Below are 25,395 nucleotides of genomic sequence, written 5' to 3'. Positions count from 1 at the left end.
CCGGGTGTCGGGCGCCCGGACAGCGGCCCAGCGGTCGGTGTATCATCACGGGCTGAATTTTCCCGACTGCCTCCCCACAAGAAAATGACCGTCATCAAGCAGGAAGACCTCATTCAGAGCGTCGCCGACTCGCTGCAGTACATCAGCTATTACCACCCGATGGACTACATCACCAGCCTGGGCCGTGCCTACGAGCTGGAGCAGAGCCCGGCCGCGAAGGATGCGATCGCGCAGATCCTGACCAACAGCCGCATGTGCGCCGAAGGCAAGCGCCCGCTGTGCCAGGACACCGGCATCGTGACGGTCTTCGTCAAGGTGGGCATGGACGTGCGCTGGGACGGCGCCACCATGGGCCTGACCGACATGATCAACGAGGGCGTGCGCCGGGGCTATACGCATCCGGACAACGTGCTGCGCGCCTCGATCGTCAGCCCGCCCGAAGGCGGCCGCAAGAACACCAAGGACAACACCCCGGCCGTGATCCACTACGAAGTGGTTCCCGGCAATACGGTGGATATCCAGGTGGCGGCCAAGGGCGGCGGCTCGGAGAACAAGTCCAAGTTCGTGATGCTGAACCCGTCCGACTCCATCGTCGACTGGGTACTGAAGACCGTGCCCACGATGGGCGCCGGCTGGTGCCCGCCCGGCATGCTGGGCATCGGCATCGGCGGCACCGCGGAAAAGGCCATGGTCATGGCCAAGGAATCGCTGATGGAGTCCATCGACATCCAGGACATCATCGCCCGCGGTCCGCGCGACTGGATCGAGGAAATGCGCGTCGAGCTGTACGAGAAGGTCAATGCGCTGGGCATCGGCGCGCAGGGCCTGGGCGGCCTGGCCACCGTGCTGGACGTCAAGATCATGGCCTGCCCGACGCATGCGGCGTCCAAGCCGGTCGCGATGATCCCGAACTGCGCGGCCACCCGTCACGTGCATTTCACGCTGGACGGCAGCGGCCCGGCCAAGCTCGAAGCGCCGGACCTGTCGCAATGGCCGAAGGTGGAATGGGCGCCCAACACCGAGACGTCCAAGCGCGTCGACCTGAACACCCTCACGCCCGAGGAAGTGGCCTCGTGGAAGCCGGGCCAGACCCTGCTGCTCAACGGCAAGATGCTGACCGGCCGCGACGCCGCGCACAAGCGCATCGCCGACATGCTGGCCAAGGGCGAAAAGCTGCCGATCGACTTCACCAACCGCGTGATCTACTACGTGGGGCCGGTCGATCCGGTGCGCGACGAGGTGGTCGGCCCGGCCGGCCCCACCACCGCGACGCGGATGGACAAGTTCACCGAGACCATGCTGGCGCAGACGGGCCTGATCGCCATGATCGGCAAGGCCGAGCGCGGCCCGGTGGCGATCGAATCGATCCAGAAGCACAAGTCGGCCTACCTGATGGCCGTGGGCGGCGCCGCCTACCTGGTCTCCAAGGCAATCCGCGGCGCCAAGGTGCTGGCCTTCGAAGACCTCGGCATGGAAGCCATCTACGAGTTCGACGTGAAGGACATGCCGGTCACGGTGGCGGTGGACAGCTCGGGCACCTCGGTGCACAAGACCGGCCCCGCCGAATGGCAGGCGAAGATCGGCAAGATCCCGGTTGCCACGGCCTGATCCCGACGGAATCGCCAACACGGCAAGTCCGCTGGCCGGGCCACATGGCCCGGCCTTTTTGTTGCCCACTGCGATGATGTCCGACTCCCCACCTTCGCCCCGCGCCGCCCGCAGCGCCCCGATCGGCATCTACGATTCCGGCCTCGGCGGCCTGTCGGTGCTGCGCGAAATCCGTGCACTGCTGCCCGGCGAATCGCTGCTTTACCTGGCCGATTCGCGCTATGCGCCCTATGGCGAAAAGCCCGAAGCGTTCGTCGCGGCGCGCACGGGCCAGGTGTGCGGCTGGCTGGCGGACCAGGGCTGCAAGGCGCTGGTGGTCGCGTGCAACACGGCCACCGCGCATGGCATCCAGGCGCTGCGCGAACGGCTGGCGCTGCCCATCGTCGGCGTGGAGCCCGGCCTGAAGCCGGCCGCGGCCGCCAGCCGCAGCAAGGTCGTCGGCGTGCTGGCCACGGCGAGCACGCTGCGCAGCGCGAAGTTCGCGCGGTTGCTGGAAGCCCTGTCGGGCGACAGCCGCTTCGTATGCCAGGGCGGCGTCGGCCTCGTGCCGCTGATCGAGCAGGGCGACGTGTCGGGCCCGGCCGTGCGGGACAAGCTGCGCGGGTATCTGGAGCCCATGCTGGACGCCGGCGCAGACACGCTCGTGCTCGGCTGCACGCACTACCCCTTTCTCTCCGACACGATCCGCGACATGGTGGGCGACCGGTTGACGCTGATCGACACCGGCGTCGCGGTGGCCCGCCAGTTGCAGCGCCGGCTGATCGAACATGGGCTGGCCGCCGATGTCGCCGCCGATGGGACGGCGCTACCGGCGGATCGCTACTGCACGACCATGGAGGCGGCGCATCTGCGCGCGATGGCGGCCGCATTGCTCGGCGTGGACGCCACGGCCGAAACGGTGGTGATCGAGCCCGCCCCCGCGCTCGCCTGAGCGTCCGCGGCCCACCGGCCTAGCGCACGAAGCCGACCGGCCGTCGCTGCCGCACCTCCGGCTTGACCGCATGCTCCTGGCGCAGTTGCGCAAGGAATTCGTCGGGCGACAGCACGTCGCCCAGCAGCACGCTCTGGCGCTTGACCGTGGCGAAGTCGCCTGGCGTCAGCCCGTCCAGCGCCGCCAGCTCCCCGCGCATGGCGGCATCCAGCCGCGTGGCATCGCCCTCCAGCGCCTCGTCCACGAACATCGACTCTCGCTGCGCCGGCAGCAGCGGCAGGAAGCGGATCTTGAACGAGAAGCGGCGCAGCGCCGCTTCGTCGAGACGGTCGAACAGATTCGTGGTGCAGATGAAGATGCCGTTGAAGCGCTCCATGCCCTGGAGCATCTCGTTGACCTCGGACACCTCGTAGTTGCGCACCGCCTGCTGGCGGCTCTGCATGAAGCTGTCGGCCTCGTCCAGCAGCAGCACCGCCCCGTCCTCCTCGGCGCGCGCGAACATCGCCGCGATCTGCTGCTCCGTCTCGCCCACGTACTTGCTCATCAGGTCGGACGCGCGGCGGATCATCAGCGGCAGGTCCAGCGCCGCGGCGATATGCTCGGCCAGCGCGGTCTTGCCCGAACCGGGCGGGCCGTAGAAGCACATGGTGCCGCGCTGGCGCTCCTTGAGCGCGCCGATGATGCGGTCGACGCGGTACTTCGTCTCCAGGTTCAGATGGTCGAGCCGGTAGCGCGTCACCACCGGACGTGCTTCGGCTTCCTGCCGCAAACCCATGGCGCGGTCCGCGTGATCGAGCTGGCGCAGGATCAGCGATTCGACCGGCTCCGGTACATCCGGCTGCGCCAGTTGCACGAAGCGCGCCGCCGATTGCACCTGCGCCGGCGTCAGGCTCTTGCGCGCGGCCAGCGCGGCGATGAACTCCGTGCTGACGTCCAGCGCGCCCAGATGCTTGCGGATGATGTTCTCGCGCACCAGCGGCGGCGGAATCTTCAGTTCGAGGTGGAACTGAAAGCGGCGCAGGTAGGCCGGGTCGATCTGCCGGATCGAGTTGGAGATCCAGATCACCGGCACCGGATTGCGCTCCAGCGTCTGGTTGACCCACGCCTTGCCGTTGACGGACGCGCGCGCGTCCTCCTGGCCGAACAGGCTCATCAACTCGCGCGCGCTGCCGGGAAAGACGTCCTCCACCTCGTCGAACAGCAGCGCGGTGCGCGGGCGGCCGCGCAGGAACGCTTGCGAGACCTGCAGCGAGCGGTAGCGGTCCTTGCCCGAGAGGCTGTTGCCGTCGCGGTCCAGGCAATCGACTTCGTACAGCTCGCAGCCGGCCTCGCGCGCCAGCAGCCTGGCGAATTCCGTCTTGCCGGTGCCCGGCGGGCCGTAGATCAGCACGTTGACGCCCTCGGCATGCTGCCGGGTCGCGTTGGACAGCAGCGCCGTCAGGTAGCGCGCGTCGTCCTCGACGTGGGGATAGTCGCTGGTGCCCAGCGTCGGCGGCGCGGCGGGACGGGTGAACACCGCCATCATCTCCGCCTCGTTGGCGTAGTTGCCCAGCAGCACGTGCAACAGGCGGTCGGACAGGCGCATGAGATCGCCGAGGTCCGTGACGCTGTTCTCCGGCAGCGGCTGCTCGATCAGGTTCAGCGTCTCCAGCCGCGACCCCGGGCGCAGCGAGGCGGCCACCTCGCCCGGCGTGGCGCCGGTCAGCCCGGCCAGGATCTGGAACGCCTCCTGGCTGTGCGCGACCTTGCAGTCCACCATCACCGCGCGCAGGTCGCGCTTGTATTTGGCGAGGGCGGCGTACAGCAGCAGCTTGCGCTCGTGCTCGGGCAGGCCAAGCACATGGCTGAGCATGTCGATATTGCGCACGAGCAGCACGCGTTCCCCATCCAGCCTGGCGGCCAGCGCTGCGGCGGACACGTCGAAGACCGCGAACATGTCCTTGGCATGGTGCTTGACGTATTCGTCGAGGTAATAGAACAGCGCGCTTTCGTCGAACGCGCTGTTCCACTGGCCATGGCGCTCGAGGAATTCCTCCGGGGTCAGGCGGGAAGCGCCCTTCCAGGCCGGCATGTCGGCACAGCGGGCCGACAGGAAACGCTGCACGCGCAGCACCACGCCATACGGCCAGACCATTTCCTGGGCGCTGACGGCCAGCACGTCATTGATATTGCTGCGCAGATTGAAGCGCGGGCCGAGCGCGCACACCACCCGCAGCGCGAATTGCGCGCACATCCAGTCGAGCGCGGACGTGGCGGCCACGCCGGCATTGGGACGGATGACGGTGGAGCGGTCATCGTCGGCGGAACGGCTGAAGTCCATGGGCTGGTCCCCTCGCACAGGTGCGCCGGAGCGGCGCGGCAAGCCCCTGCTTTTTTGTATGCTAGCGCGAATTATGGCGAATCGGCCATTGTGGGCGCGCCCCAGGCCGCAGCCCGCCCCGGATCGATTCGGGCCGCCAGCGCCCCGCAAATCACCTGGCAAGCCCATCCGGCGAAAAAGTGGAGTAAAAAGCTCAACAAATAAGAATCATTATCGTTTATACTCACCGCCTGACACGCTGCCAGAGAGTAGCGCTCCCCCCGGCTTACCCGTTGATGGAGCGTTTAACATGGAATTGCTGATTAGCCTGCTGGTCGGTTTCGGCATCTCGTTGGTCCTCTTCTCTCGCAAATGACCCCTGCGGCGTGCTTTGCTCAGCCAGTTTGCGGATACCTGTCGTTCTCACATGTTTGATCAACGCTTCATCAAGATCACGCTCGCCGTGGTCCTGTTCCATGCGGGATTGCTGTACCTGATCCAGAGCGGCCTCGCGCGCAAACTCACGGAAGCCGTGATCGCGCCGGAGATCGTCGCCCGAATCATCCCGCTGGAACCGCCGCAGAAACCGGCGCCCGAAATCCCCAAACCCAAGCCGAAGGAAGAAACGCCGCCCAAGCAGGTCAAGGTCACCACGCCGAAGCCGCAACCGCCCAAGCGTCAGCCGACGCCGGAGCCCGTGCCGACGCTGCCGCCGACCCCGACCGCCATCGAAGTGCCGCCGGCTCCGCCGGAGCCGCCCGCTCCGCCCGCCCCGGCACCCGAGCCGCCGCCTCCTCCGGTTTCCGCCGCGCCCCGCGCGGTCGGCATCGGCGAAATCCAGTGCTCGACGCCGCAGCCGACCTATCCTTCGCAGGCGCGCCGGATGGGCGAGACCGGCAAGGCCGTGGTAAGACTGACGACGGACGATACCGGCAAGGTCGTCAAGGCCAGCGTGGTGAGCTCCAGCGGCTCGTCGCGCCTGGACCAGGCCGCCGTGGACGCCGTGCAGCGCATGCGGTGCAAGCCTTATGTGGACAACGGCCGCGCCATCGCCGTCACGGCGCAGCAACCGATTGCCTTCGAACTCAACTGAACCTCAATACGGACTCACCAGGAACCATCATGCAGGACCTCGGACTCAGCCATCTGTGGGCGCAAGGCGATTTCGTCATGCGTGCGACCGCCATCATTCTGCTCGTCATGTCGCTGGCGTCGTGGATCGTGATTCTCACCAAGACGTGGGATCTGTTCCGCCTCAAGAAAATGGCCCACGGCGCGGAAAAGCGCTTCTGGCACTCGGACGATTTCGACCACGCGCTCGAAACGCTCGGCAGCAATGACGCCAACCCGTTCCGCACGCTGGCCCTGACCGGCAAGGAAGCGGCCCAGCACCACCGCGCCAGCCAGCCGCAGCTGCACGACGTGATGGACATCTCGGACTGGTTGACCCGCTCGCTCAAGAGCGCCATCGACGAAGCCGTGGCCCGCATGCAATCCGGCCTGGCCGTGCTGGCCTCGGTCGGTTCCACCGCGCCGTTCGTCGGCCTGTTCGGCACGGTGTGGGGCATCTACCATGCACTGATCGGCATCGGCGCCTCGGGCGTGCCGACGATCGACAAGGTCGCCGGCCCGGTGGGCGAAGCGCTCATCATGACGGCCTTCGGCCTGGCGGTGGCCATCCCCGCGGTGCTCGGCTACAACGCGCTGACGCGCGGCAACAAGTCGGTGATCTCGAAGCTGAACCGCTTCGCCCACGACCTGCACGCGTACTTCGTGACCGGCGCCCGTGTGCGCCCGACCAACGCCCGCACCGCCGACGACAACGCCGTGCGCCTCGCCGTCAAGAACTGAACGCTCACCAGGAAGTCATCATGGCATTCGGAACCCTCGACGACGATGATGACGCAGTCATGAGCGAGATCAACATGACGCCGCTCGTCGACGTCATGCTCGTGCTGCTGATCATCTTCATCATCACCATCCCCGTGATCAATCACGCGGTAAAGATCGACCTGCCGCGCGCCAGCAACCAGCCGAACGACACCAAGCCGCAGAACATCAACGTATCGATCGATGCGGACGGCAAGGTCTACTGGAACCAGGCGGAAGTCGACCCGGCCACGCTGCAGACGAACATCGCCGAAGCGGCGAAGCACGAGCCGCAGCCGGAGCTGCATCTGCGCGCCGACCGCGAAGTCCGCTACGAGCGCGTGGCGGAAGTCATGGCCGCCGCCCAGCAGGGCGGCCTCGGCAAGATCGGCTTTATCACCGAGCCGAAGCAGCAGTAGACGGCTTCGTGATCGCGGCAACGACCCCACCCTTGCGGTGGGGTTTTGCTTTTGGGCGGGCGTTTTTGCGTTTCGGCGCACGCCGGGCAAAATAACGTCCAGCGCATGTTGTAATGAGAACTGTTCTCATTTATGATCTACCCATTCCACACAGGACGCGTTGTCCGCGCGTTGCCAACCACAGCCTGGAGCCCACATGAGCACGCTTACCTTGCCGATGTCCCAACCCCGCGAAGTGTCCCGCCGCCGCCTGTCGCTGCGCCGTGTCGTGGTGGCCGCGCCCGCCGAGCCGACCCGGCGCGAACGGGAGCAGCCGGCGCCCTCCGCCATGGACACCGTGCGTTCCGCCGTGGCTTCCCTGCCCGCGCGGCTGGAAGCGCTGGTGCGCGACAGCAAGCCGGCCAGCAATGTGGCGGCCGCCGACGCGGTGCCGCTGGACGTGCTGATGCACGGCGCGACGACGCTGCCGATCCTGCATAACGGCGAGGTGTATATCCTGCGGAAAACGCGCTACGGCAAGCTGATTCTCACCAAGTAACGATTGGCGAGTTTGCCGGGCAGAAAGGAAAACTGAACGGACGGGACGGGCGCCATGGCAGCCCGCTGAGGGGGACGCAGGCGGCGCGCGATCGGCCGCCTGCCGCGACGTCTTTACAGACCCAGGGCCGCGATGCCGGCGCGCGCGATCTGCGCGTCCTCGGTCGACTTGACGCCCGACACGCCAACGGCGCCGACCACCTGGTCGTTCACGACGATGGGCACGCCGCCCTCGAGCATGCCGTGCAGCACCGGCGCCGACAGGAACGAGTGGCGGCCGTTGTTGATCATGTCCTCGTACACCTTCGATTCACGACGACCCAGCGCCGAGGTGCGGCTCTTTTCGGTAGCGATATAGGCCGAGATCGGCGCGGCGCCGTCGAGGCGTTGCAGTGCCAGCAAATGGCCGCCGTCATCCACGATGGCGATCGACACTGCCCAGTGGTGATTCCTGGCCTCGGTTTCCGCTGCGGCCAACACCTTCTTCACATCATCCGCAGTCAGTACGGTCTTTTGCTGCATTCCCTTCTCCTCTATCTAATCGAATGGGTGCCGGCAGTATAGCGCCGCGACCACATGGTGACCACGATAGCGGCCGCCCGGCACGCGCCTACGGCCGCCGGCACCAATGAAAAAGGGCTCCGACAAGGAGCCCTTTTTTGTGTTCGGCAACGTCAGTGCCGATGGCCGTGTCCGTGTCCGCGGCCATGACCATGTCCATGACCGTGCCCACGGTAACCATGCCGATGGCCGTGCCAGTGTCCGCGCGGCGGTCCATAGTAGACCGGACCGCCGTAATAACGCGGCGGCGGCGCATAGTACGGACGCGGATGCACCACGACGGGCGGCGGACCATAGTAGACCGGGGGCGGCGCGACATAGGCCGGCGGTGGGTAGTAGGCCGGACCGCCGACGACCACACCCGGAACGCCGATGGCAATGCCGACATCCACACGTGCCATCGCGACCCCGGACGCCAATGCGGCCACCACTCCAAGCCCCGCAAGCATCCAGCGTTTCATGATCGTTTCCTCGCTTAAAGGATAGGTTTTTGATAATTCATATTTTAGGTGCAACCGGATACGCAGGTGAAACGGCAGGTTCTACATTGTTACGAGCAGTAACGCCCACACGTCACGCATCCAGCGCGGCGCTTTGCGACCCGAGTTTCACGCCGTCATAGAGGATATCGTCATTCCGGGAGAAGAACTTGCGCCCCGGTCTGCGACCGCACACAATACCGGGCTTGCCGTGCGGCCGTGGAGAAATCGGTAGACTCAGCAGACTTAAAATCTGCCGCCTTCCAGGCTTACGGGTTCGAGTCCCGTCGGCCGCACCAGCGCCACCGCACCCCTCACCGCGCGACACGCGGCTTCACAGCGTGGCTGCGCACAGCAGCGCACCGGCCACCATCAGGAACCCGAACAGCAGTGCTGCCAACACCAGCGGCTTGCGTCCGGCGCGCAGCAGATCCGCGATGCGCGTATGCAGCCCGATCGCCAGCATCGCGCATGCCAGCAACCAGTTGTCCAGCGCCACCAGACCCGGCTGCCACGACGAAGGCACCAGACCCGCCGAATTGATCGCCATCACGGCGACGAAGCCGACCGCGAACCAGGGCACCGATTTGAGCAGCGAACGCAGATGGCTGCGGCTGGCAGCCGGCACCGCTTGCGCCGCGCCGCGATGCTTCCCGGCCCGCGTGTCCGCATCCTCGCCGATGCCCGGCCACATGGCCATCACCAGCAGCAGCGGGCCCAGCGCGAGCACGCGCACCATCTTTGCCAGCACCGCGGCGTCGGCCGCGGGATCGCCGATCATCTTGCCCGCCGCGATGACCTGCGCCACCTCGTGCAACGTGGCGCCGGTATAGATGCCGAACGCGCGCTGGCTCACGGCCCAGTGCCACTGCGCAGTCGCCAGCTCGAACAGAGAGGGATAGAGAAACATCCCGGCGGTGCCGAACAGCACCACGGTGGCAACGGCGACCGCCGTCTGGCGATCGTCGGTGCGCACGACCGAGGCCATTGCGATCGCCGCCGCCGCGCCGCACACCGCGCTGCCCGCGCTGACCACGATGGCTTCGCGCCGTGTCAGGCCCAGCCATCTCGTGCCGATCCAGGTACCGACCACCAGCGTGGCGACGAGCATGGCGAGCGGCACCAGTACGCCGGCCGCGCCGAGCGCTGCCATCGAGCCGAACGTGAGCCGCAGCCCATATAGCGCAACGCCCACGCGCAGCATATGGTGGCGGGCGAACTGCATGCCTGGGCCCAGCGGCGCCAGCCAGTGCCTGGGCATGGTGTTGCACGCCACCATGCCGGCGCACATCGCCAGCATCAGCGGGCTGATACCAAGATGCGAGATGGCGGGATGCGCGGCCAGCACCGAGGCGAGCCAGGCCACGCCGCCCAGCGGAATCACGGTCAACAGGCGTTGCGACCATGTGGGCGGCAAAGCGGCGACAGTTGGCGTAGTGGGCACGGTGGACATGGACGGACGTCCTTCGAGTGACATGAAAGTACCGCGAGGCTACCGCCGGGCGTTCAATCTGTAAAACGGGTTATATTTCTTACCTTTACCGGATTTTCAGATATGGACCAGCCACCCCTGCGGCTCACGCTGCGCCAGTTGTCCGTGTTCGTCGCCGTGGCCCGGCACGGCAGCACCATCGCCGCGGCCGATGGGCTTGCCATGTCGCAATCGGCCGTCAGCGCGGCGCTCGCCGATCTGGAGCGCGCCCTGCAACGGCCGCTGTTCGACCGGATCGCGCGGCGCCTGAGCATCAACGAAACCGGACGGCAATTCTTTCCGCGCGCATTGTCTCTGCTCGACCAGGCCCACGAACTCGAACGGTTCGCCGCACAAGGCGGCGTGGAACTGCGCATCGCGGCGAGCAACACCATCGGCAGCTATCTGCTGCCGACCCTGCTGACCGGCTTTCGCCACGCCCAGACGGCGCCCTGCACGCTGGACCTGCGCATCGGCAATACCCAGGACGTGCTGCAAGCCCTGCTGCGGCTCGATGTCGATATCGGACTGATAGAAGGCACCTGCCACGAACCGGAACTGCGGGCGGTGCACTGGGGGGACGATGAGATGGTGGTAGTGGCCGGCGCGGGCCACCCGCTGGCGCAGCGGGCCGGCGACATGGAGGCGCTGCGCGATGCGGACTGGGTTGTGCGCGAGCGCGGCTCCGGCACCCGCGAGATCATCGAGCAGCGGCTGGCCCCACTGCTGGGGCAACTGCGTTTTGCGCTCGAACTGGGCAATGCCGAGGCCGTCAAGCGCGCGGTGATGAGCGGCTTCGGCGTGAGCTGCCTGTCACTGCATGTGGTCGCGGACGAGCTCGCACGCGGCGAACTGGTCGCCCTGCGCGCCGGCCTGCCACGATGGGTCCGCCCGTTCCAGCTGGTGGTGCACCAGGACAAGTACCCGACGCAGGGCCTGCTGGCCTTCACCGAGTACTTGCGGGAAAAGGCCCCGGCGGTCGCGGACTGACGTCAGGCCGCGGCCGTCTCCGTCTTCGCGGCCATCGCGTTCGTGCGCGCGACATAGCGGTCCAGCAGCCGGAACAGCAGCGGATTGATGACGATGGAAAGCAAGGCACCAGCCAGGATCAGCGCCTGTCCGCGCTCGGGCAGGATATTCAGGTACACGCCGAGGCTGGCGAGGATGAACGAGAACTCGCCGATCTGCGCCAGGCTGACCGCGATGGTCCAGCCGGTGCCCTTCGAATGCCCGAAGGCACGCACGATGGCCAGGGCAGCGACCGACTTGCCCACCACGATGATGAACACCGTCGCCAGCACGCCCCAGGGGTCGTTGATCAGCACCTTCGGATCGAACAGCATGCCCACCGATACGAAGAACAGCACCGCGAACGCGTCGCGCAGCGGCAGCGACTCCTCGGCGGCGCGATGGCTGAATTCGGATTCGGCCAGCACCATGCCGGCAAAGAAGGCGCCCAGCGCGAACGACACGCCGAACAGCGAATAGGCGCCAAAGGCCACGCCCAGCGCGGTGGCCAGCACGCCGAGCCGGAACAGTTCGCGGCTGCCGCTCCAGACGATGCGCTCCAGCATCCAGGGAATGAACCGGCGTCCGATGATCAGCATCACCGCCACGAAGGCCGCCACCTTGCCGAGCGTGTAGCAGACCGCCAAGGCGATATCGGCGGCGCCGGGACCGGCTTCGGGCAGCACGTCCGCGCCGACCGCAGCGGCCGCCCCCGTCGGGGCGAGCAGCCCGGCCAGCGGCGGCAGCAGCACTAGCGCCAGCACCATCGCGAGGTCCTCGACCACCAGCCAGCCCACGGCGATGCGGCCTTGCGGCGATTCCACCAGGTCGCGATCCTGCAGGGCCTTGAGCAGCACCACGGTGCTTGCCACCGACAGCGCCAGCCCGTAGACGAAGCCCTGCCCCCATGACCAGCCGAACCCCAGCGCGACTCCCATGCCCAGCAGGGTGGCCAGACCGATCTGCACCACCGCCCCCGGAATGGCGATCTTCTTGACCGCCATCAAGTCCTTGATCGAGAAGTGCAGGCCCACGCCGAACATCAGCAGGATCACGCCCAGCTCAGCGAGTTCGGGAGCCAGTGCCTGGTCGGCCGTATAGCCGGGCGTATGCGGACCCACCACGATCCCCGCGCACAGATAGCCGATCAGCGGCGGCAACTTCAGGCGTCCGGCCACGGCGCCGAGAACGAATGCCAGGACGATGCCGCCGACGATGGTGCTGATTAACGGGGTTGCATGGTGCATGCGTGGTCGGTTCCTTTCGATGAGCCGGCGAGCCGGCGGACACAGGGCCCCGTTCGACGCCGTCGCGTATCCCGGCGAACGCATCGCCAGGGCAAGCCGACTGCCTGGCGGCATGTCCGGGGACGGACGACCGTATCGAATTGGGACAAAGGGAAGTTCGCAACCAGCCTGGCCCACGCACGCGATGACCGGCGATGGTCCGCCGACGACGTGCGCTGCCATGACGCCACGGTGACTGCCGGAACACGGCCGCCATGCGACGGGAGCTGCGATTCGATTAATGTAACACGGCCGCCACCCGCGACGAATCCGAACACCGCCCGGAAAGCGCTTCAAATAGGGGAAATGGCAGCCGCAAAGCGGTGGTGATACCCGCGCCGCGCATGCCGGACCGAGGGTCGCGACACGACGCTTGCAACACGCGCCGGAAAAGACAACGGCGCTCGATGAGCGCCGTTGTCGGTATTGGAGGCGGGGGTCGGAATCGAACCGGCGTACACGGCTTTGCAGGCCGCTGCATGACCACTCTGCCACCCCGCCGGGTGACCTGCTAATTGTACTGCTGTCTGCCACCGCGCTCGGTATCGTCGCATCAACAGCATGCTGGCGACAGCGTAGCGACAGACCACCGCAGCTACAAGCAAAAAGGGAAGCGCAGCTTCCCTTTTGGACTGGAGCGGGAGACGAGTCTCGAACTCGCGACCTCAACCTTGGCAAGGTTGCGCTCTACCAACTGAGCTACTCCCGCATTAACCGCTGATGCCAGCCTGGCAATTCCATCACGCCATGATGCAAGGTGCGCCATATCGTGATGCAAGACCAGGCAGACTAGAACCTGGAGCGGGAGACGAGTCTCGAACTCGCGACCTCAACCTTGGCAAGGTTGCGCTCTACCAACTGAGCTACTCCCGCATGTACCGCTCGCAATCGAACGGCTTACAACGTGCCGCATTCTCTGCGATCTCGCTTCGTTTTCGTTGTTACGTCAGAAGCGAGAACGAAATTATGGCAAAGAACGAATACACGCGTCAAGCATATTTTTGCATTGCCCCTCACTTTTGCGTGGAGGCCCTGCCCGACACGCCGCTGCGCTCGCGAATCTGCGGCCACGCCAGCTTCATGTAATAGAACATCGACCACAGCGTCAGCACGGCGGCCACGTAGATCAGCCACGATCCCAGCATCGCCGCGTCGATGCCCAGCAGGCGGTCGTTGAACAGCAGCAGCGGGATCGCGGTCATCTGCACGGAGGTCTTGAGCTTGCCGAGAAAATTGACGGCCACGCTCCTGGACGCGCCGATCTGCGCCATCCATTCGCGCAGCGCGGAAATGGTGATCTCGCGGCCGATGATGATCAGCGCGATGACGTCGGTCACGCGGTCCAGCGCGAGCAGCGACAGCAGCGCGGCGGTGACCATCAGCTTGTCGGCAACCGGATCGAGGAACGCGCCGAACGACGAGGTCTGGTTCCAGCGCCGCGCAAGAAAGCCATCGAGCCAGTCGGTCACGGCCGCGACGATGAAGAACACGGCCGCCGTCAGGTTCTTGGCATGCATGGGGAGCCAGGCTTCCGGCAGGTAGTAGACACCTACCACCAGGGGAATCATGGCGACGCGCAACCAGGTCAGCAGGATCGGAATATTCAGCGGCATGTGGGATCTTGAGGCGGACATCGACGACCAGCAATTCCGCGATTGTCGCCTATTTCCACACGAACCGATCATTTCTTGCGCTTCCGGACCGCGGGCCCGGCCCCTGCAGCGCCCCGATCAATGCAGTTGCCGGTAGATTTCCTCGGCCAGTCCGCGCGAGATTCCCTCCACGCTGCACAGCTCGTCGATGCTTGCCGCCATGACGCCGCGGATCCCGCCAAAGCGGGTCAACAACTTCTGCCGGCGCCGCGCCCCGACCCCTTCGATTTCCTCCAGCCGCGACGTCGTCCGCGTCTTCGCGCGCCGCGCGCGCATGCCGGTGATGGCGAAGCGGTGCGCCTCGTCGCGGATCAGCGCCACCAGCATCAGCGCGGCGCTGCCCTGCCCCAGTTCCAGCGACGGCCGGCCATCGGCGAACACCAGGGTCTCCAGGCCGACCTTGCGCCCCTCGCCCTTGGCCACGCCGACCAGCAGGCCGATGTCCAGGCCCACTTCCTCGAACACCTGCCGCGCGACTTCCACCTGCCCCTTGCCGCCGTCGATCAGCACGATGTGCGGCAGCAGCGCCGTGCTCTCCTGCGCCCGCTCCACCAGCTTCTGGTAGCGGCGCGTGAGCACCTGGCGCATCGCGGCGTAGTCGTCCCCCGGCGTGATGCCCTCGATGTTGTAGCGGCGGTACTCGCTGTTCTGCATCGCGTGCTGGTGGAATACCACGCACGATGCCTGCGTCGCCTCGCCGGCGGTATGGCTGATGTCGAAGCACTCGACGCGCAGCTGCGACAGGTCGTCGAGTTCGATACCGATGGTTTCGGCGAGCGCCCGCGTGCGCGCCTGCTGGCTGCCCTGTTCGGCCAGCCGGCGGGCCAGCGCCAGATCGGCGCCCTGCTGCGCCATCTCCAGCCAGGCGCGCCGCTGCCCCTGCGGTTGCCGTACCAGCGACACCTTGCGCCCCGCCTGCATCGCCAGCGCCTCCAGCAGCGCGGCGTCCGCGGGCACGTGGCTGACGACGACGATGGGCGGCGGCGGCTGGTCCAGGTAATGCTGGGCCATGAAGGCCGCCAGCACATTGGCGGCGATGCGGTCCACGCTGATGGCCTGCTGCCGAGCCGGCACGCCACCGTCGACGGCCTGGCCGTTCCCGGCGGCTTCGCCGGCGGCCGCTTCGCCGCTTGCGCCTTCCGGCGCGACCGCGGATTCCGGCGCCGCGGTCTCTTCCAGTTCCTCCTCGACGATCATCGCCGCTTCGTCGGCATGCGCCGGGAAGTAGGCCTTGTCGCCCAGGTGGCGCCCGCCGCGGACCATGGCGAGGTTGACGCAGGCGCGTCCGCCCTGCACCGCCACGGCGAGGATATCGATATCGCGCGCTTGCCCGACCTCCTCCACGGCCTGGCGCTTGAGCACCGTCGACAGCGCGCCGATCTGGTCGCGCACCGCCGCCGCCTGCTCGAACTCCAGGCGCTCGGCATGTTCTTCCATCTTCGTCTGCAGGCCGGCGAGGACTTCGTTCTGCCGGCCCTGCAGAAAGCGCGCGGCATTGGACACGTCGCGCGCATAGTCCTCTTCGGAGATCGCGCCCACGCAGGGACCGGTGCAACGATGGATCTGGTGCAGCAGGCATGGCCGCGTGCGGTTGTTGAACACCGTGTCCTCGCACGTGCGCAACTGGAACACCTTCTGCAGGATCTGCATGCTTTCGCGCACCGCATGCGCGCTCGGGAACGGGCCGAAGTACTGGTGCCTGCGGTCGGTGGTGCCGCGGTAGTAGGCCATGCGCGGAAAGCGGTGGCCCGTCAGCTTGACGAAGGGATAGGACTTGTCGTCGCGGAACAGGATGTTGTAGCGCGGCGCCAGGGCCTTGATGAGGTTGTTCTCGAGCAGCAGCGCCTCGGCCTCGGTGCGCACCACCGTGGTCTCGATGCGGGCGATCTTGGCCACCATCATCGCGATGCGCGGCGACAGCAGCGTCTTGTTGAAATAGCTCGAGACGCGCTTCTTCAGATCGCGCGCCTTGCCCACGTACAGCACCCCGCCGCTGGCATCGAGATAGCGGTACACGCCGGGCAGGCCCGGCAGGTCGGCGATCACGGCCTTGGCATCGAACGGCACCACGGCGTCCTGTTCGGCGGGGGCCGGCTGCGTGGACTCGTCGCTGGGGGAAAGGGAACCGGGTTCCTGCTGGGACATCGCGGATGGGGGAAACGCTATTGCATGCTTTTGGACGCCGGCTGCGCGACAAGGGGCGGCGCGGCTCTAGAATCGCAAGTTTAGAGCAATTCGGTCCAAGCGCCGCCCGCCCCGCCATGCCTGTCCGCTCCTGGGATGTCTTCTGCACCGTCGTCGACAACTTCGGCGACATCGGCGTCTGCTGGCGTCTGGCGCGCCAGCTTGCGCAGGAGCATGGCCACGCGGTGCGCCTGTGGGTGGACGATCTCGCCAGCTTCGCGCGGCTCGCGCCGGAGATCGAGGCGGGTGCGGCGCGCCAGCGCCTGGCCGGCGTCGAGATCCGCCACTGGACCGGCGGCCGCGCTGCCGCCATGGGCGACGATGTGGTGCCGCACGACGTGGTGGTCGAGGCTTTCGCCTGCGACCTGCCCGACGATTTCCTCGCCCGCATGGCCGCTCGCGCCACCCCGCCGGCCTGGATCAACCTGGAGTACCTGAGCGCCGAAGGCTGGGTGCGCGAGCACCATGGCATGGCATCGCCCCACCCGCGACTGCCGCTGACGAAATATTTCTTCTTCCCGGGGTTCGAGCCCGGCACGGGCGGCGTGCTGCGCGAGTCCATGCTCGGCGCGCAGCGGGCCGCCTTCCTGTCGTCCCCGGCCGCGCAGGCGCGGCTGTGGCACCGCCTCGGCGTAACGCCGCAGCCGGGGGCGCTGCGCATCAGCCTGTTCTCGTACGGCAACGCCGCGATGCCGGCGCTGCTGGAGCAATGGCGCGATGGCGCCGGCCCCGTGCAATGCATCGTTGCCGGCGGCCTGTCCGCCCGGCAGGTCGAAGCCTGGACCGGCGCGCCGGCCCCGGTCGGCACCGAGTACGCCTGCGGCAATCTGCGCCTGCATGTCGTGCCCTTCCTGCGGCAGGAGCAGTACGACGAACTGCTGTGGGCGTGCGACGTGAACTTCGTGCGCGGCGAGGATTCCTTCGTGCGGGCCCAATGGGCGCTGCGGCCCTTCGTGTGGCAGATCTATCCGCAGGACGACGACGCGCACCGCGTCAAGCTGGACGCCTTTCTCGACGCCTACACGACGCCGCTGCGCCGGCGCGGCGATGCGGGCCAGGCCGCGGCCGCGGCATTGACCGCCTTCTGGCACGCCTGGAACGGCGCCGGCGACGTACCCCAGTGGGGGCCGCTGCATGCCTCGCTGCAGACCCTGGCGAGCGCCGCGGCACGCTGGGAGGGCGCCATGGCCCACGTCGGCGACCTTGCCGCAAACCTGGTGGCGTTTTGCGAGAATCGGGTAGAATAGCCGGTTGTTTTGATGGCGACCGCGCCTGACCACGGCCTTCCGGCACAGCGCCGGATGTCCCATATGGAATCCCGCTCGGGACTGGCACGGATCGCGAAGCGCGGCCTGAAGTCACACGGGCCCGGAACGATGGTTCGGGTTCACCAGGGCACATCAAGGCACAACAAGGCATAACAGGCATATCGACGCACACGATCTGCGCGAGCCGGCCGCGGCGAAGCGGCCAGCCAGCGCGAGCGGCTCGGAGCGCCGTGGGTCGCCGCCATGCCAGCAAACGCGCTTCCGCTATACCGAATTCCGAGACACTTTTTCAGGAAACCAGTTCAGATGAAAACCGCACAAGAACTCCGCGTCGGCAACGTATTCATGATCGGCGGCGATCCGATGGTCGTGCAGAAGGCCGAGTACAACAAGTCCGGCCGCAACTCCGCGGTCGTGAAGATGAAGTACAAGAACCTGCTGACCGACGCGCCGGGCGAATCGGTCTTCAAGGCCGACGACAAGTTCGAAGTGGTCGTGCTCGACCGCCGTGAATGCACCTACTCGTACTTCGCCGATCCGATGTACGTATTCATGGACGCCGACTACAACCAGTACGAAGTCGAAAGCGACAACATGGGCGACGCCCTGCACTACCTCGAGGACGGCATGAACGTCGAGGTCGTGTTCTACAACGACAAGGCCATCTCGGTCGAAATGCCGACCACGCTGGTCCGCGAAATCATCTACACCGAGCCGGCCGTCAAGGGCGACACTTCGTCGGGCAAGGTGCTCAAGAGCGCCAAGATCAACACCGGTTTCGAACTGCAGGTGCCGCTGTTCTGCAATATCGGCGACAAGATCGAAATCGATACGCGTACCGGCGAATACCGCAGCCGCGCCAACTAAGGCGCATTGGCCGACTGCCGCGAGCAGCGGCCGGGCAATGGAAAGCAGTCGAAAAAAGGGCAGCCGCGCGGCTGCCCTTTTTCATTGCCCTGCGGTGTCCGTTGGCGCTATATGGACCGCGGCGGGCGGCGGCGGGCGGCGCATAGGCCGAGCGCCGTCAAAGCGGCCAGAATCGCGCCACCTCCGAATGCCACCCCGTATGTCGCCACGTCGCCCGGGTCATCTGCCGCGGCCAGGCCGCCTACGGTGACAAGCACTGCAGTGGGAGCAAACAGCATGACGGCGCAAACCTTCCGATGCTTGTTGAAACCCTCGTGGCAACGGTCCGTCAGTCGGGCGATCCGGCCGCGGTCGTCGGCCGGACTATTGATCGCATGGCCTCGTCTGACTTCGTCGGCCGCGTCCGAATCGTCCCACGGTGAGGGGGCGCGTCCAGCCAGTGGTGCGCTGGGAATGGCTTGGTACTTTCGAAAGATCCACACAGGTGTCTCCGTTGGTCGCGCATTGGTCGGCATACTGGTGCCGGCATCGCAGCGGAGCGCGGATGCCGGCGACCTCATGCTAAGCGGGGTGCGCAGGTGCCTCGGGCGCACGCAACGGCCTGCGCGTCGGGGATGGAAAAGCCACGACGAAAAGCCATAGAGACACGAGACCCGGAAAGGCCGGGCCGCCGCGACGCGGCTATGCGATCAGCGAGAGTTCCTTCAGCGTGCGCAGCGACGCGCGGTATTCCGGCTCCTGCTCCAGCTTGTTCCAGTCCATCGGCTTGCGCCGCGCGAACAGCTTGCGGATGCGCCGCTGCGAGGCCTTGCCGGGCTGCGCCTGCAGTTCGGCAAGCAACTGGTCGGCACGCTGCGGATGGTTACAGATCAGCACCATGTCGCAGCCGGCATCCAGCGCGGCCGTCGCGGCCTGCGTCACGGTCCCGGCCACGCTGGCGCCCTCCATGCTGAGGTCGTCGCTGAAGATCACGCCCTCGAACCCGAGTTGCGTACGCAGAATGTCCTGCAGCCAGAAGCGCGAGAAGCCGGCGGGATTGGGATCCACCTTCGGATAGATCACGTGGGCCGGCATCACCGACGCGAGCGTCGTGCCCATCCATTCGTAGGGCCGTGCGTCCTGCGCGAGGATGGTGTCGAGGTCGCGCTCGTCCACGGGGATCGCCACGTGCGAGTCCGCCTCGACGTAGCCGTGGCCGGGGAAGTGCTTGCCGCAATTGGCCATGCCGGCGAGCAGCAGGCCGTGGTTCAGGTGATTGGCCAGCATGGTCGCGACGCGCGGGTCGGCGTGGAAGGCGCGGTCACCGATCACGGCACTGCGGCCGTAATCGAGATCGAGCACCGGCGTGAAGCTCAGGTCGATATCGCAGGCACGCAGTTCGGCCGCCAGCACATAGCCGCAGCTCACCGCCGCCTTGGTGGCCATCAGCACATCCTTGTCCCACAGCTCGCCCAGGCGAGCCATCGCCGGCAGATGCGTGAAGCCATCGGTCTTGCAGCGTTGCACGCGGCCGCCTTCGTGGTCGATGCAGATCAGCACGTCGTCGCGCACTTCGCGAATGGCGCGGGTCAGCGCCTGCAGTTGCGCGCGCGACTCGAAATTGCGCGCGAACAGGATCACGCCGCCGGTCAGGGGATGGGCGATACGACGCGCATCGTCGGCGTTCAGCTGCTTGCCTTCGACGTCCAGCACCACAGGGCCCGGACGCTTGCCAGAATTCTTTTTGGTCATGGGAGATTGCGAGGTTTCTGATCCGGCCCGCCTTGCGGGGCCTGCTCGGCGATCGCGAAGGCGACCGCATATTCGTGTTCGTCGCTGACGGAAACCCGCACGACGAGGCCGCGCTGCTGCAGCCACTGCGCGAGTTCGCCGTGGCACTGCGCCACCGGCTCGCCGGAAGGCAGGTTCATCAGCTCCATCGCGCGCCATGTCATCGGCCAGCGCATGCCCAGCCCGATCGCCTTCGAAAAGGCTTCCTTGGCCGCGAAGCGCGTGGCGAGAAAGGCCAGCCCGCGCTTTTCCGAGCGGGCCTTGCGCTGGTGGTATTTCTGCAATTCCTGCGGGCCGAGCACCTTCTCGGCGAAGCGGCCGCCGGTGCGCTCCATCACGCCGCGCACGCGGTCGATCTGGATGATGTCGGTGCCCAGTCCGTAGATCACGCCGGCGTCCCCGGGACCGGGTAGCTGCTGCCGAGGCGGGCGGCCACCATGATGGCCTTCATCTCCCGCACGGCGTTCTGCCAGCCGACGAATACCGCATGCGCCACGATCGCGTGGCCGATATTGAGTTCGGTGATGCCCGGCAGCGCGGCAATGGGCTGCACGTTGGTGTAGTGCAGGCCGTGGCCGGCGTTGACCACCAGACCATGGCGCAGGCCCGCATCGACGCCTTCGGCCACACGGCGGAATTCCGCGGATTGTTCGTCCGGCGTATGGGCGTCGGCATAGCGTCCGGTATGGAGTTCGATCACCGGGGCGCCGCACTCGGCTGCCGCGGCGATCTGGTCGGCCTGCGCGTCGATGAACAGCGACACGCGGATGCCGGCCTGCGCCAGCTGCTGGCAGGCGGCCTTGACCTGTTCGAAGCGGCCGGCCACGTCGAGCCCGCCTTCCGTCGTCACTTCCTCGCGCCGCTCGGGCACGAGGCACACGTCCTGCGGTCCGATCTCGCAGGCGATGTCGAGCATCTCGCGGGTGATGGCGCACTCGAGGTTCATGCGCGTGGACAGCGTGGGGCGAAGCGCCCGCACGTCGGCATCGCGGATATGGCGGCGATCCTCGCGCAGATGCAGCGTGATCAGGTCCGCGCCGGCCTGCTCGGCCTGAAGCGCCGCCTGCAGCGGATCGGGATAGACCGTGCCGCGCGCGTTGCGCAGGGTCGCCACGTGGTCGATGTTGACGCCGAGGTCGATGACGCCGGGATGAGCGTGGAAGATCATAGGTATTGCAGATCGATGAGAATCTGGCGGGTCTTGAGCGGGATGCCCTGCAGATAATAATGCAGCAGGAACCGCATCAGGGCGCGGCTTTGCGAGGCGGTCTGCGCACGGCCGTAGTCGTCGCGGGACATGTCGAGCAGCGTCTGCCCCGAGACCACCGGCCACGACGACGGATCGCTGGCATGGGCGCGGCGCACGCCCCGCTCGGGCTGGTACACGTAGTCGAGCCCGGGCTGCACCGGCTCGCCGGAACCCGCGCAGCGATCGAACGCCACCGCGAAGCCGGTCTCCTGCAACAGCACCCGCTCGAAACCGCGCAGCACCAGAGCCGCCGCCTCGCCCTGGCCCAGCCGGGTCAGCGTCGCCATGTAGTGGCGGAACAGCGCCGGATGGCCGTCCTCGCGCGGACAGAATCGCAGCAGCAGTTCGTTCAGATAAAAGCCGGAGAGCAGCGCGTCGCCGGCCAGCGGCGGCATGCCGCCGACGTACTCGGCGCGCGTCAGCGTCTTGACCTCGCCGCGCCCGCTCCATGACAGCGACACGGGATGGAAGTGCTGCAGCACGGGACGCAAGGCCGAGTGCGGGCGCTTGGCGCCCTTGGCGACCATCGCCATCCGGCCATGGTCGCGCGTGAAGACATCGAGAATGAGGCTGGTCTCGCGGTAGGGCCAGGCATGGAGCACGAAGCCGGGCTGGTTCGAGACCCGCAGCTCGGTACGGGCCGGGGTGATGCGCAGTGCGCGGTCCATCATCGCGCGCTCGGCGGCCACGGCCATGCCGGGCACGGCCTGGCTGTCCAGCAGCTCGGCGGCCTCCTCGGCCACCGGGTCGCCGCGGCGCGCCGGTTCTGCGGTGCGGCGGGCCCTGGTCGCTGGCCCGCCCGCCTTCTCACTCATAACCGTAGGCACGCAATCCGGCTTCGTTGTCCGCCCAGCCGCTCTTGACCTTGATCCACATCTCCAGGTAGACCTTGCCGTCGAACAGCTTTTCCATATCGATGCGGGCTTCGGTCGAAATCTGCTTGAGCTTGCTGCCCTTGTTGCCGATGATCATCGCCTTGTGCGAATCTCGCTCGACCAGGATCGTGGCGAACACGCGGCGCAGCCGCCCTTCCGTCTCGAACTTGTCGATGATCACCGTGCTGGTGTACGGCAATTCGTCGCCGGTCCAGCGGAACACCTTCTCGCGGATGATCTCCGAGGCGAGGAAACGCTCGCTGCGGTCGGTCATCGCGTCGGCGTCGTACATCGGCTCGCCCTCGGGCAGATAGGGCCGGATCACGGCAAAGAGGCGCTCGATATGGTCGTGCGTCTTGGCCGACATCGGCACCACTTCGCGGAACGGGAACAGCTGCCCCATCTTCTCCAGGAAGGGCATCATCACCTCGATGCGCTGATCGCCCGAGAGCCGGTCCAGCTTGTTGGCGATCATCAGCACCGGCGTGTTCCTGGGCAGCAGCGACAGCACCTTCTCGTCGTCGGCGCCGAAATATCCCGCCTCCACGACGAACAGCACCAGATCGACCGACGACAGCGTCGAGGTGACGGCGCGATTCAGCGAGCGGTTCAGCGCGCTGGCGTGCCGGGTCTGGAAGCCGGGGGTGTCGACGAAGACATACTGCGCGTCGTCGGTGGTCTGGATGCCGACGATGCGGTGGCGGGTGGTTTGCGCCTTGCGCGACGTGATGCTGATCTTCTGGCCGACCAGGGCGTTGACCAGCGTGGACTTGCCGACGTTGGGACGACCGACGATGGCCACGGTGCCGCAGCGGAATGCCGCCGCGGAGGGAGTATCCGCGGCGTCCTGCCGCGGATCGTTGGATTCGGTCATTCCTTCAACCTGAGAGACAACTGGGGATCCGGCGGGAGCGGTTGCTTGCGCGTCTTGCCGGTGCGCTCGGCGCGGCTGCGTTTGAGCAGCTGCGGCACGAGCTTCTGCACTTCGTCGAGGGCCAGCTTGGCGGCCGCCTGTTCGGCCGCGCGGCGCGATGCCCCGGTACCGAACACGCGCACTTCCAGTTTAGGCACCGTGCACTCGACTTCAAACTGCTGGTTGTGCGCGGCCCCATGGGTCGCGATCACGTTGTACTGCGGCAGGGCGATCTTGTGTCCCTGCAGGTATTCCTGGAGCAGCGTCTTGGCGTCCTTGCCCAGCGTGCGCGGGTCCACCTGCTCCAGGATCGGGATATAGAGCTTGCGGATCAGCGTGCGGGCGGCCTCGAAGCCGGCATCGAGGAACACTGCGCCGACGATGGCTTCGAGCGCGTCGGCCAGGATCGAAGGGCGGCGAAAACCGCCGCTCTTGAGTTCGCCCTCGCCCAGGCGCAGCGATTCGGACAGCATCAGCATCTGGGCGATCTCGTACAGCGCCTGCTGCTTGACCAGGTTGGCGCGCACGCGGGACAGATCGCCTTCGTCCAGCTTGCCGAACATGCCGTACAGCATGTCGGCCACCGCGCAGTTCAGCACGGAGTCGCCAAGGAATTCGAGGCGCTCGTTGTGCTGCGCGCTATGGCTGCGGTGCGTCAAAGCCTGCTGCAGCAATTCGGGCTTGCTGAAACGGTAGCCGAGACGTTGCTGCAGGGCTTCGAGGTTCATATGTCTTTACTGCGTTCCCGAATAGGTGATCAACAGGGTCAAGGGACCGTAGAGCGGGACTTCACTCCGGTAGGAGAAGTCGACCGCGCGGATCGCGCCGTTTTCGTCTTCACGCACAGTCAAATCATCGCCGCGCACGGCGGAAATCCGGTCGATCTGGGCTTGCCTGTCGAAATAATCGACCACTTCGCGTTTGTTGGTGGCACGCTGCTTGGCATAGCCGGCGGCGCGCTTGACCGAGAAATACTCCAGCACGCTCGGAAGCGCGCGGACCGCCGGAATCACCAGGCCGCCCACCACCACGATGGCCACCAGCAATGTGCCGAGCGAAAATCCGCCCGCCCGCCGGCGGCCGGCTCCAACCGTCCGCCCGCTTCGACCCTTTCGACCCGTTCGACCCATGATGCGCTTGCCTCGCTTTGTCCGCGTGTTTTTTTGCGCCGGCGGGCTGGCCTTTTTATTTGAAACCGCCCACCCGTCCGATATTGCCGAGGTTCATCCAGATCAGGAACGCCTTGCCGACGATATTCTCATCCGGGACAAACCCCCAGTAGCGTGAATCCAGGCTGTTGTCGCGATTATCGCCCATCACGAAATAGTGACCGGCGGGCACCTTGCAGGTCAGCCCCTGCTGATTGTAAGTGCAGTTATCGCGGAACGGGAAATCGGCGTCCGGGCCCGAGATATAGGGAGGCCGGTCGGCGTCGTTGAGAATGCCGTGGTCCACCGCGCCGGGCAGGGTCTCGCGGAACTGCTGGGAATAGGACAGCCGCTCCTCGTCGAGATATTCGGGCAGCGGACGGTATTCGGCCGGCTTGCCATTGATGGTAAGCCGCTTGTTTTCGTAACGCACCACGTCGCCCGGAACGCCGATCACCCGCTTGATATAGTCCAGCGACGGCTCCTTCGGATAGCGGAACACCATCACGTCGCCCCGCTGCGGCTCGCCAATGGCGACGACCTTCTTGTTCACCACCGGCAGGCGGATGCCGTAGACGAACTTGTTGACCAGGATAAAGTCGCCGATCACCAGGGTCGGAATCATCGAGCCGGACGGAATCTTGAACGGCTCCACCACGAACGAGCGCAGCACGAACACCGCCAGGATGACCGGAAAGAAACTGGCGGAATACTCCAGCCACCATGGCTGGCGCAGCTTCTCCTCGGCGATCCGGGTGCGCGAGCTTTCCACTTCCGGCGTGGCGGCGCCGCCCTGCCCCGTGGTCGCCAGGCGCGAATCGAATTCGGCGAGCGCGGCTTGCGCGGACGTCCGGCGCTGTTTCTGGAACACCAGTTTGTCGGCCAGCCAGGCAATGCCCGTGATGACGACGAGCACAAAGAGGATCAGTGCGAAATTCATGACGGCTGATTATGTTGCGGAATCTTCTTGGAATTCGCGCGCCACTGCCGCTGGCAGGGGC

Annotated in this window: 25 protein-coding genes and 4 tRNA genes; 10 read left to right on the top strand and 19 right to left on the bottom strand. The window is 66.5% G+C overall.

Translation table 11 applies throughout. From position 1 onward, the window contains the following. Positions 1–84: 84 nt before the first annotated feature. Together LDO27_RS21550 and murI are read left to right on the top strand one after the other, a co-directional pair. A complete protein-coding gene (locus LDO27_RS21550; protein ID WP_222204037.1) occupies positions 85–1,608 on the top strand; it encodes a fumarate hydratase in 1,524 nt (507 codons plus the stop codon). 73 nt (positions 1,609–1,681) lie between these two features. After that, a complete protein-coding gene (gene murI, locus LDO27_RS21545) occupies positions 1,682–2,539 on the top strand; it encodes a glutamate racemase (protein ID WP_224043918.1) in 858 nt (285 codons plus the stop codon). A 19-nt stretch (positions 2,540–2,558) separates the two neighbouring features. Here murI and LDO27_RS21540 read toward each other — a convergent pair whose 3' ends face one another. Together LDO27_RS21540 and LDO27_RS21535 are read right to left on the bottom strand one after the other, a co-directional pair. Then, entirely contained in the window at positions 2,559–4,859 is a 2,301-nt protein-coding gene (locus LDO27_RS21540; protein WP_224043917.1) for an AAA family ATPase, read from the bottom strand. A 265-nt stretch (positions 4,860–5,124) separates the two neighbouring features. Further along, a complete protein-coding gene (locus tag LDO27_RS21535; protein ID WP_222204278.1) occupies positions 5,125–5,316 on the bottom strand; it encodes a hypothetical protein in 192 nt (63 codons plus the stop codon). Here LDO27_RS21535 and LDO27_RS21530 point away from each other — a divergent pair. The 4 genes from LDO27_RS21530 to LDO27_RS21515 all read left to right on the top strand — a co-directional run bounded on the left by LDO27_RS21530 (position 5,266) and on the right by LDO27_RS21515 (position 7,664). Then, positions 5,266–5,931 (top strand): energy transducer TonB, encoded by a 666-nt coding sequence (locus LDO27_RS21530; protein WP_222204264.1) that lies wholly within the window; start codon positions 5,266–5,268, stop codon positions 5,929–5,931. The two genes, LDO27_RS21535 and LDO27_RS21530, sit on opposite strands and share 51 nt — an antisense overlap. A 29-nt stretch (positions 5,932–5,960) precedes the next feature. Next, on the top strand, positions 5,961–6,689 hold the full coding sequence (locus tag LDO27_RS21525) for a MotA/TolQ/ExbB proton channel family protein (RefSeq protein WP_222204042.1): 729 nt from the start codon (positions 5,961–5,963) through the stop codon (positions 6,687–6,689). Positions 6,690–6,709: 20 nt separating this feature from the next. After that, complete coding sequence (locus tag LDO27_RS21520) at positions 6,710–7,126, top strand: ExbD/TolR family protein (RefSeq protein ID WP_222204044.1); 417 nt, start codon at positions 6,710–6,712, stop codon at positions 7,124–7,126. 196 nt (positions 7,127–7,322) lie between these two features. Then, positions 7,323–7,664, top strand: a complete 342-nt coding sequence (locus LDO27_RS21515; protein ID WP_224043916.1) for a hemin uptake protein HemP — start codon at positions 7,323–7,325, stop codon at positions 7,662–7,664. 113 nt (positions 7,665–7,777) lie between these two features. Here the strand turns inward: LDO27_RS21515 and LDO27_RS21510 are convergent, their stop codons facing one another. Both LDO27_RS21510 and LDO27_RS21505 read right to left on the bottom strand, forming a co-directional pair. Continuing rightward, positions 7,778–8,185: a heme-binding protein gene (locus LDO27_RS21510; RefSeq protein ID WP_222204048.1), complete on the bottom strand. Its 408-nt coding sequence runs from the start codon at positions 8,183–8,185 to the stop codon at positions 7,778–7,780. Positions 8,186–8,337: 152 nt separating this feature from the next. Next, a complete protein-coding gene (locus LDO27_RS21505) occupies positions 8,338–8,685 on the bottom strand; it encodes a hypothetical protein (RefSeq protein ID WP_224043915.1) in 348 nt (115 codons plus the stop codon). Between the two features lie 231 nt (positions 8,686–8,916). Here LDO27_RS21505 and LDO27_RS21500 point away from each other — a divergent pair. Then, positions 8,917–9,002 (top strand) — tRNA-Leu (locus tag LDO27_RS21500). A 35-nt stretch (positions 9,003–9,037) separates the two neighbouring features. Here LDO27_RS21500 and LDO27_RS21495 read toward each other — a convergent pair. After that, positions 9,038–10,156 carry a YeiH family protein gene (locus LDO27_RS21495; RefSeq protein WP_224043914.1) on the bottom strand — a complete coding sequence of 373 codons (1,119 nt, stop codon included), beginning with the start codon at positions 10,154–10,156 and terminating at the stop codon, positions 9,038–9,040. A gap of 102 nt (positions 10,157–10,258) precedes the next feature. Here LDO27_RS21495 and LDO27_RS21490 point away from each other — a divergent pair, with 102 nt between their 5' ends. After that, complete coding sequence (locus LDO27_RS21490) at positions 10,259–11,164, top strand: LysR family transcriptional regulator (RefSeq protein WP_222204054.1); 906 nt, start codon at positions 10,259–10,261, stop codon at positions 11,162–11,164. Between the two features lie 2 nt (positions 11,165–11,166). Here the strand turns inward: LDO27_RS21490 and LDO27_RS21485 are convergent, their stop codons facing one another. From LDO27_RS21485 to uvrC, 6 genes are all read right to left on the bottom strand, one after another. Next, complete coding sequence (locus LDO27_RS21485) at positions 11,167–12,429, bottom strand: cation:proton antiporter domain-containing protein (protein WP_222204056.1); 1,263 nt, start codon at positions 12,427–12,429, stop codon at positions 11,167–11,169. A 466-nt stretch (positions 12,430–12,895) separates the two neighbouring features. Continuing rightward, positions 12,896–12,969 (bottom strand) — tRNA-Cys (locus LDO27_RS21480). Between the two features lie 132 nt (positions 12,970–13,101). After that, a tRNA-Gly gene (locus LDO27_RS21475) sits at positions 13,102–13,177 on the bottom strand. Between the two features lie 88 nt (positions 13,178–13,265). Beyond that, a tRNA-Gly gene (locus LDO27_RS21470) sits at positions 13,266–13,341 on the bottom strand. A gap of 140 nt (positions 13,342–13,481) precedes the next feature. Continuing rightward, a complete protein-coding gene (pgsA, locus tag LDO27_RS21465; protein ID WP_224043913.1) occupies positions 13,482–14,081 on the bottom strand; it encodes a CDP-diacylglycerol--glycerol-3-phosphate 3-phosphatidyltransferase in 600 nt (199 codons plus the stop codon). A gap of 117 nt (positions 14,082–14,198) precedes the next feature. Further along, a complete protein-coding gene (gene uvrC / locus LDO27_RS21460) occupies positions 14,199–16,265 on the bottom strand; it encodes an excinuclease ABC subunit UvrC (protein ID WP_224043911.1) in 2,067 nt (688 codons plus the stop codon). A 116-nt stretch (positions 16,266–16,381) separates the two neighbouring features. On the opposite strand from uvrC, the gene earP reads away from it, so the two are divergent. Together earP and efp are read left to right on the top strand one after the other, a co-directional pair. After that, positions 16,382–17,551, top strand: coding sequence for an elongation factor P maturation arginine rhamnosyltransferase EarP (gene earP, locus LDO27_RS21455; RefSeq protein ID WP_224043904.1), 1,170 nt, complete (start codon positions 16,382–16,384; stop codon positions 17,549–17,551). Between the two features lie 327 nt (positions 17,552–17,878). Next, the gene (gene efp, locus LDO27_RS21450; RefSeq protein ID WP_222204066.1) at positions 17,879–18,439 is read left to right on the top strand and encodes an elongation factor P; all 561 of its coding nucleotides are present in this window, start codon (positions 17,879–17,881) and stop codon (positions 18,437–18,439) included. Between the two features lie 681 nt (positions 18,440–19,120). Here the strand turns inward: efp and nagZ are convergent. The 8 genes from nagZ to lepB are packed head-to-tail and all read right to left on the bottom strand — an operon-like array spanning position 19,121 to position 25,334. Then, positions 19,121–20,170, bottom strand: coding sequence for a beta-N-acetylhexosaminidase (gene nagZ, locus LDO27_RS21445; protein ID WP_222204068.1), 1,050 nt, complete (start codon positions 20,168–20,170; stop codon positions 19,121–19,123). After that, positions 20,167–20,598, bottom strand: coding sequence for a holo-ACP synthase (acpS, locus tag LDO27_RS21440; protein WP_222204070.1), 432 nt, complete (start codon positions 20,596–20,598; stop codon positions 20,167–20,169). Before acpS ends, nagZ begins: the two co-directional genes overlap by 4 nt. After that, positions 20,595–21,377: a pyridoxine 5'-phosphate synthase gene (gene pdxJ / locus LDO27_RS21435; protein WP_222204072.1), complete on the bottom strand. Its 783-nt coding sequence runs from the start codon at positions 21,375–21,377 to the stop codon at positions 20,595–20,597. Before pdxJ ends, acpS begins: the two co-directional genes overlap by 4 nt. After that, complete coding sequence (recO, locus tag LDO27_RS21430; RefSeq protein WP_224043901.1) at positions 21,374–22,273, bottom strand: DNA repair protein RecO; 900 nt, start codon at positions 22,271–22,273, stop codon at positions 21,374–21,376. The genes pdxJ and recO overlap by 4 nt, the downstream gene beginning before the upstream one ends. After that, on the bottom strand, positions 22,266–23,207 hold the full coding sequence (era, locus tag LDO27_RS21425; RefSeq protein WP_222204075.1) for a GTPase Era: 942 nt from the start codon (positions 23,205–23,207) through the stop codon (positions 22,266–22,268). The genes recO and era overlap by 8 nt, the downstream gene beginning before the upstream one ends. Next, complete coding sequence (gene rnc, locus LDO27_RS21420) at positions 23,204–23,974, bottom strand: ribonuclease III (protein WP_222204077.1); 771 nt, start codon at positions 23,972–23,974, stop codon at positions 23,204–23,206. Before rnc ends, era begins: the two co-directional genes overlap by 4 nt. Positions 23,975–23,980: 6 nt before the next feature. Then, complete coding sequence (locus LDO27_RS21415) at positions 23,981–24,376, bottom strand: DUF4845 domain-containing protein (RefSeq protein ID WP_222204080.1); 396 nt, start codon at positions 24,374–24,376, stop codon at positions 23,981–23,983. A gap of 55 nt (positions 24,377–24,431) precedes the next feature. Further along, on the bottom strand, positions 24,432–25,334 hold the full coding sequence (gene lepB / locus LDO27_RS21410) for a signal peptidase I (RefSeq protein ID WP_222204082.1): 903 nt from the start codon (positions 25,332–25,334) through the stop codon (positions 24,432–24,434). Positions 25,335–25,395 lie beyond the last annotated feature (61 nt).

This window comes from Cupriavidus respiraculi (genome assembly GCF_914271545.1).
GTDB lineage: Bacteria > Pseudomonadota > Gammaproteobacteria > Burkholderiales > Burkholderiaceae > Cupriavidus > Cupriavidus respiraculi.
The sequence above is the reverse complement of the archived record's forward strand: the minus strand, read 5'-3'. Positions and strand labels throughout refer to the sequence as shown.

What these genes read in the sequence shown, in the direction of transcription:
- earP (WP_224043904.1), top strand. Translation starts at nt 16,382, where the DNA reads ATGCCTGTCCGCTCCTGGGATGTCTTCTGCACCGTCGTCGACAACTTC.
- LDO27_RS21530 (WP_222204264.1), top strand. Translation starts at nt 5,266, where the DNA reads ATGTTTGATCAACGCTTCATCAAGATCACGCTCGCCGTGGTCCTGTTC.
- LDO27_RS21495 (WP_224043914.1), bottom strand. Translation starts at nt 10,156, where the DNA reads ATGTCCACCGTGCCCACTACGCCAACTGTCGCCGCTTTGCCGCCCACA.
- lepB (WP_222204082.1), bottom strand. Translation starts at nt 25,334, where the DNA reads ATGAATTTCGCACTGATCCTCTTTGTGCTCGTCGTCATCACGGGCATT.
- recO (WP_224043901.1), bottom strand. Translation starts at nt 22,273, where the DNA reads ATGAGTGAGAAGGCGGGCGGGCCAGCGACCAGGGCCCGCCGCACCGCA.
- efp (WP_222204066.1), top strand. Translation starts at nt 17,879, where the DNA reads ATGAAAACCGCACAAGAACTCCGCGTCGGCAACGTATTCATGATCGGC.
- LDO27_RS21415 (WP_222204080.1), bottom strand. Translation starts at nt 24,376, where the DNA reads ATGGGTCGAACGGGTCGAAAGGGTCGAAGCGGGCGGACGGTTGGAGCC.
- LDO27_RS21505 (WP_224043915.1), bottom strand. Translation starts at nt 8,685, where the DNA reads ATGAAACGCTGGATGCTTGCGGGGCTTGGAGTGGTGGCCGCATTGGCG.
- LDO27_RS21525 (WP_222204042.1), top strand. Translation starts at nt 5,961, where the DNA reads ATGCAGGACCTCGGACTCAGCCATCTGTGGGCGCAAGGCGATTTCGTC.
- pdxJ (WP_222204072.1), bottom strand. Translation starts at nt 21,377, where the DNA reads ATGATCTTCCACGCTCATCCCGGCGTCATCGACCTCGGCGTCAACATC.
- LDO27_RS21510 (WP_222204048.1), bottom strand. Translation starts at nt 8,185, where the DNA reads ATGCAGCAAAAGACCGTACTGACTGCGGATGATGTGAAGAAGGTGTTG.
- LDO27_RS21540 (WP_224043917.1), bottom strand. Translation starts at nt 4,859, where the DNA reads ATGGACTTCAGCCGTTCCGCCGACGATGACCGCTCCACCGTCATCCGT.
- era (WP_222204075.1), bottom strand. Translation starts at nt 23,207, where the DNA reads ATGACCGAATCCAACGATCCGCGGCAGGACGCCGCGGATACTCCCTCC.
- pgsA (WP_224043913.1), bottom strand. Translation starts at nt 14,081, where the DNA reads ATGCCGCTGAATATTCCGATCCTGCTGACCTGGTTGCGCGTCGCCATG.
- nagZ (WP_222204068.1), bottom strand. Translation starts at nt 20,170, where the DNA reads ATGACCAAAAAGAATTCTGGCAAGCGTCCGGGCCCTGTGGTGCTGGAC.
- uvrC (WP_224043911.1), bottom strand. Translation starts at nt 16,265, where the DNA reads ATGTCCCAGCAGGAACCCGGTTCCCTTTCCCCCAGCGACGAGTCCACG.
- LDO27_RS21535 (WP_222204278.1), bottom strand. Translation starts at nt 5,316, where the DNA reads ATGGAACAGGACCACGGCGAGCGTGATCTTGATGAAGCGTTGATCAAA.
- LDO27_RS21490 (WP_222204054.1), top strand. Translation starts at nt 10,259, where the DNA reads ATGGACCAGCCACCCCTGCGGCTCACGCTGCGCCAGTTGTCCGTGTTC.
- LDO27_RS21515 (WP_224043916.1), top strand. Translation starts at nt 7,323, where the DNA reads ATGAGCACGCTTACCTTGCCGATGTCCCAACCCCGCGAAGTGTCCCGC.
- LDO27_RS21550 (WP_222204037.1), top strand. Translation starts at nt 85, where the DNA reads ATGACCGTCATCAAGCAGGAAGACCTCATTCAGAGCGTCGCCGACTCG.
- murI (WP_224043918.1), top strand. Translation starts at nt 1,682, where the DNA reads ATGATGTCCGACTCCCCACCTTCGCCCCGCGCCGCCCGCAGCGCCCCG.
- rnc (WP_222204077.1), bottom strand. Translation starts at nt 23,974, where the DNA reads ATGAACCTCGAAGCCCTGCAGCAACGTCTCGGCTACCGTTTCAGCAAG.
- LDO27_RS21485 (WP_222204056.1), bottom strand. Translation starts at nt 12,429, where the DNA reads ATGCACCATGCAACCCCGTTAATCAGCACCATCGTCGGCGGCATCGTC.
- LDO27_RS21520 (WP_222204044.1), top strand. Translation starts at nt 6,710, where the DNA reads ATGGCATTCGGAACCCTCGACGACGATGATGACGCAGTCATGAGCGAG.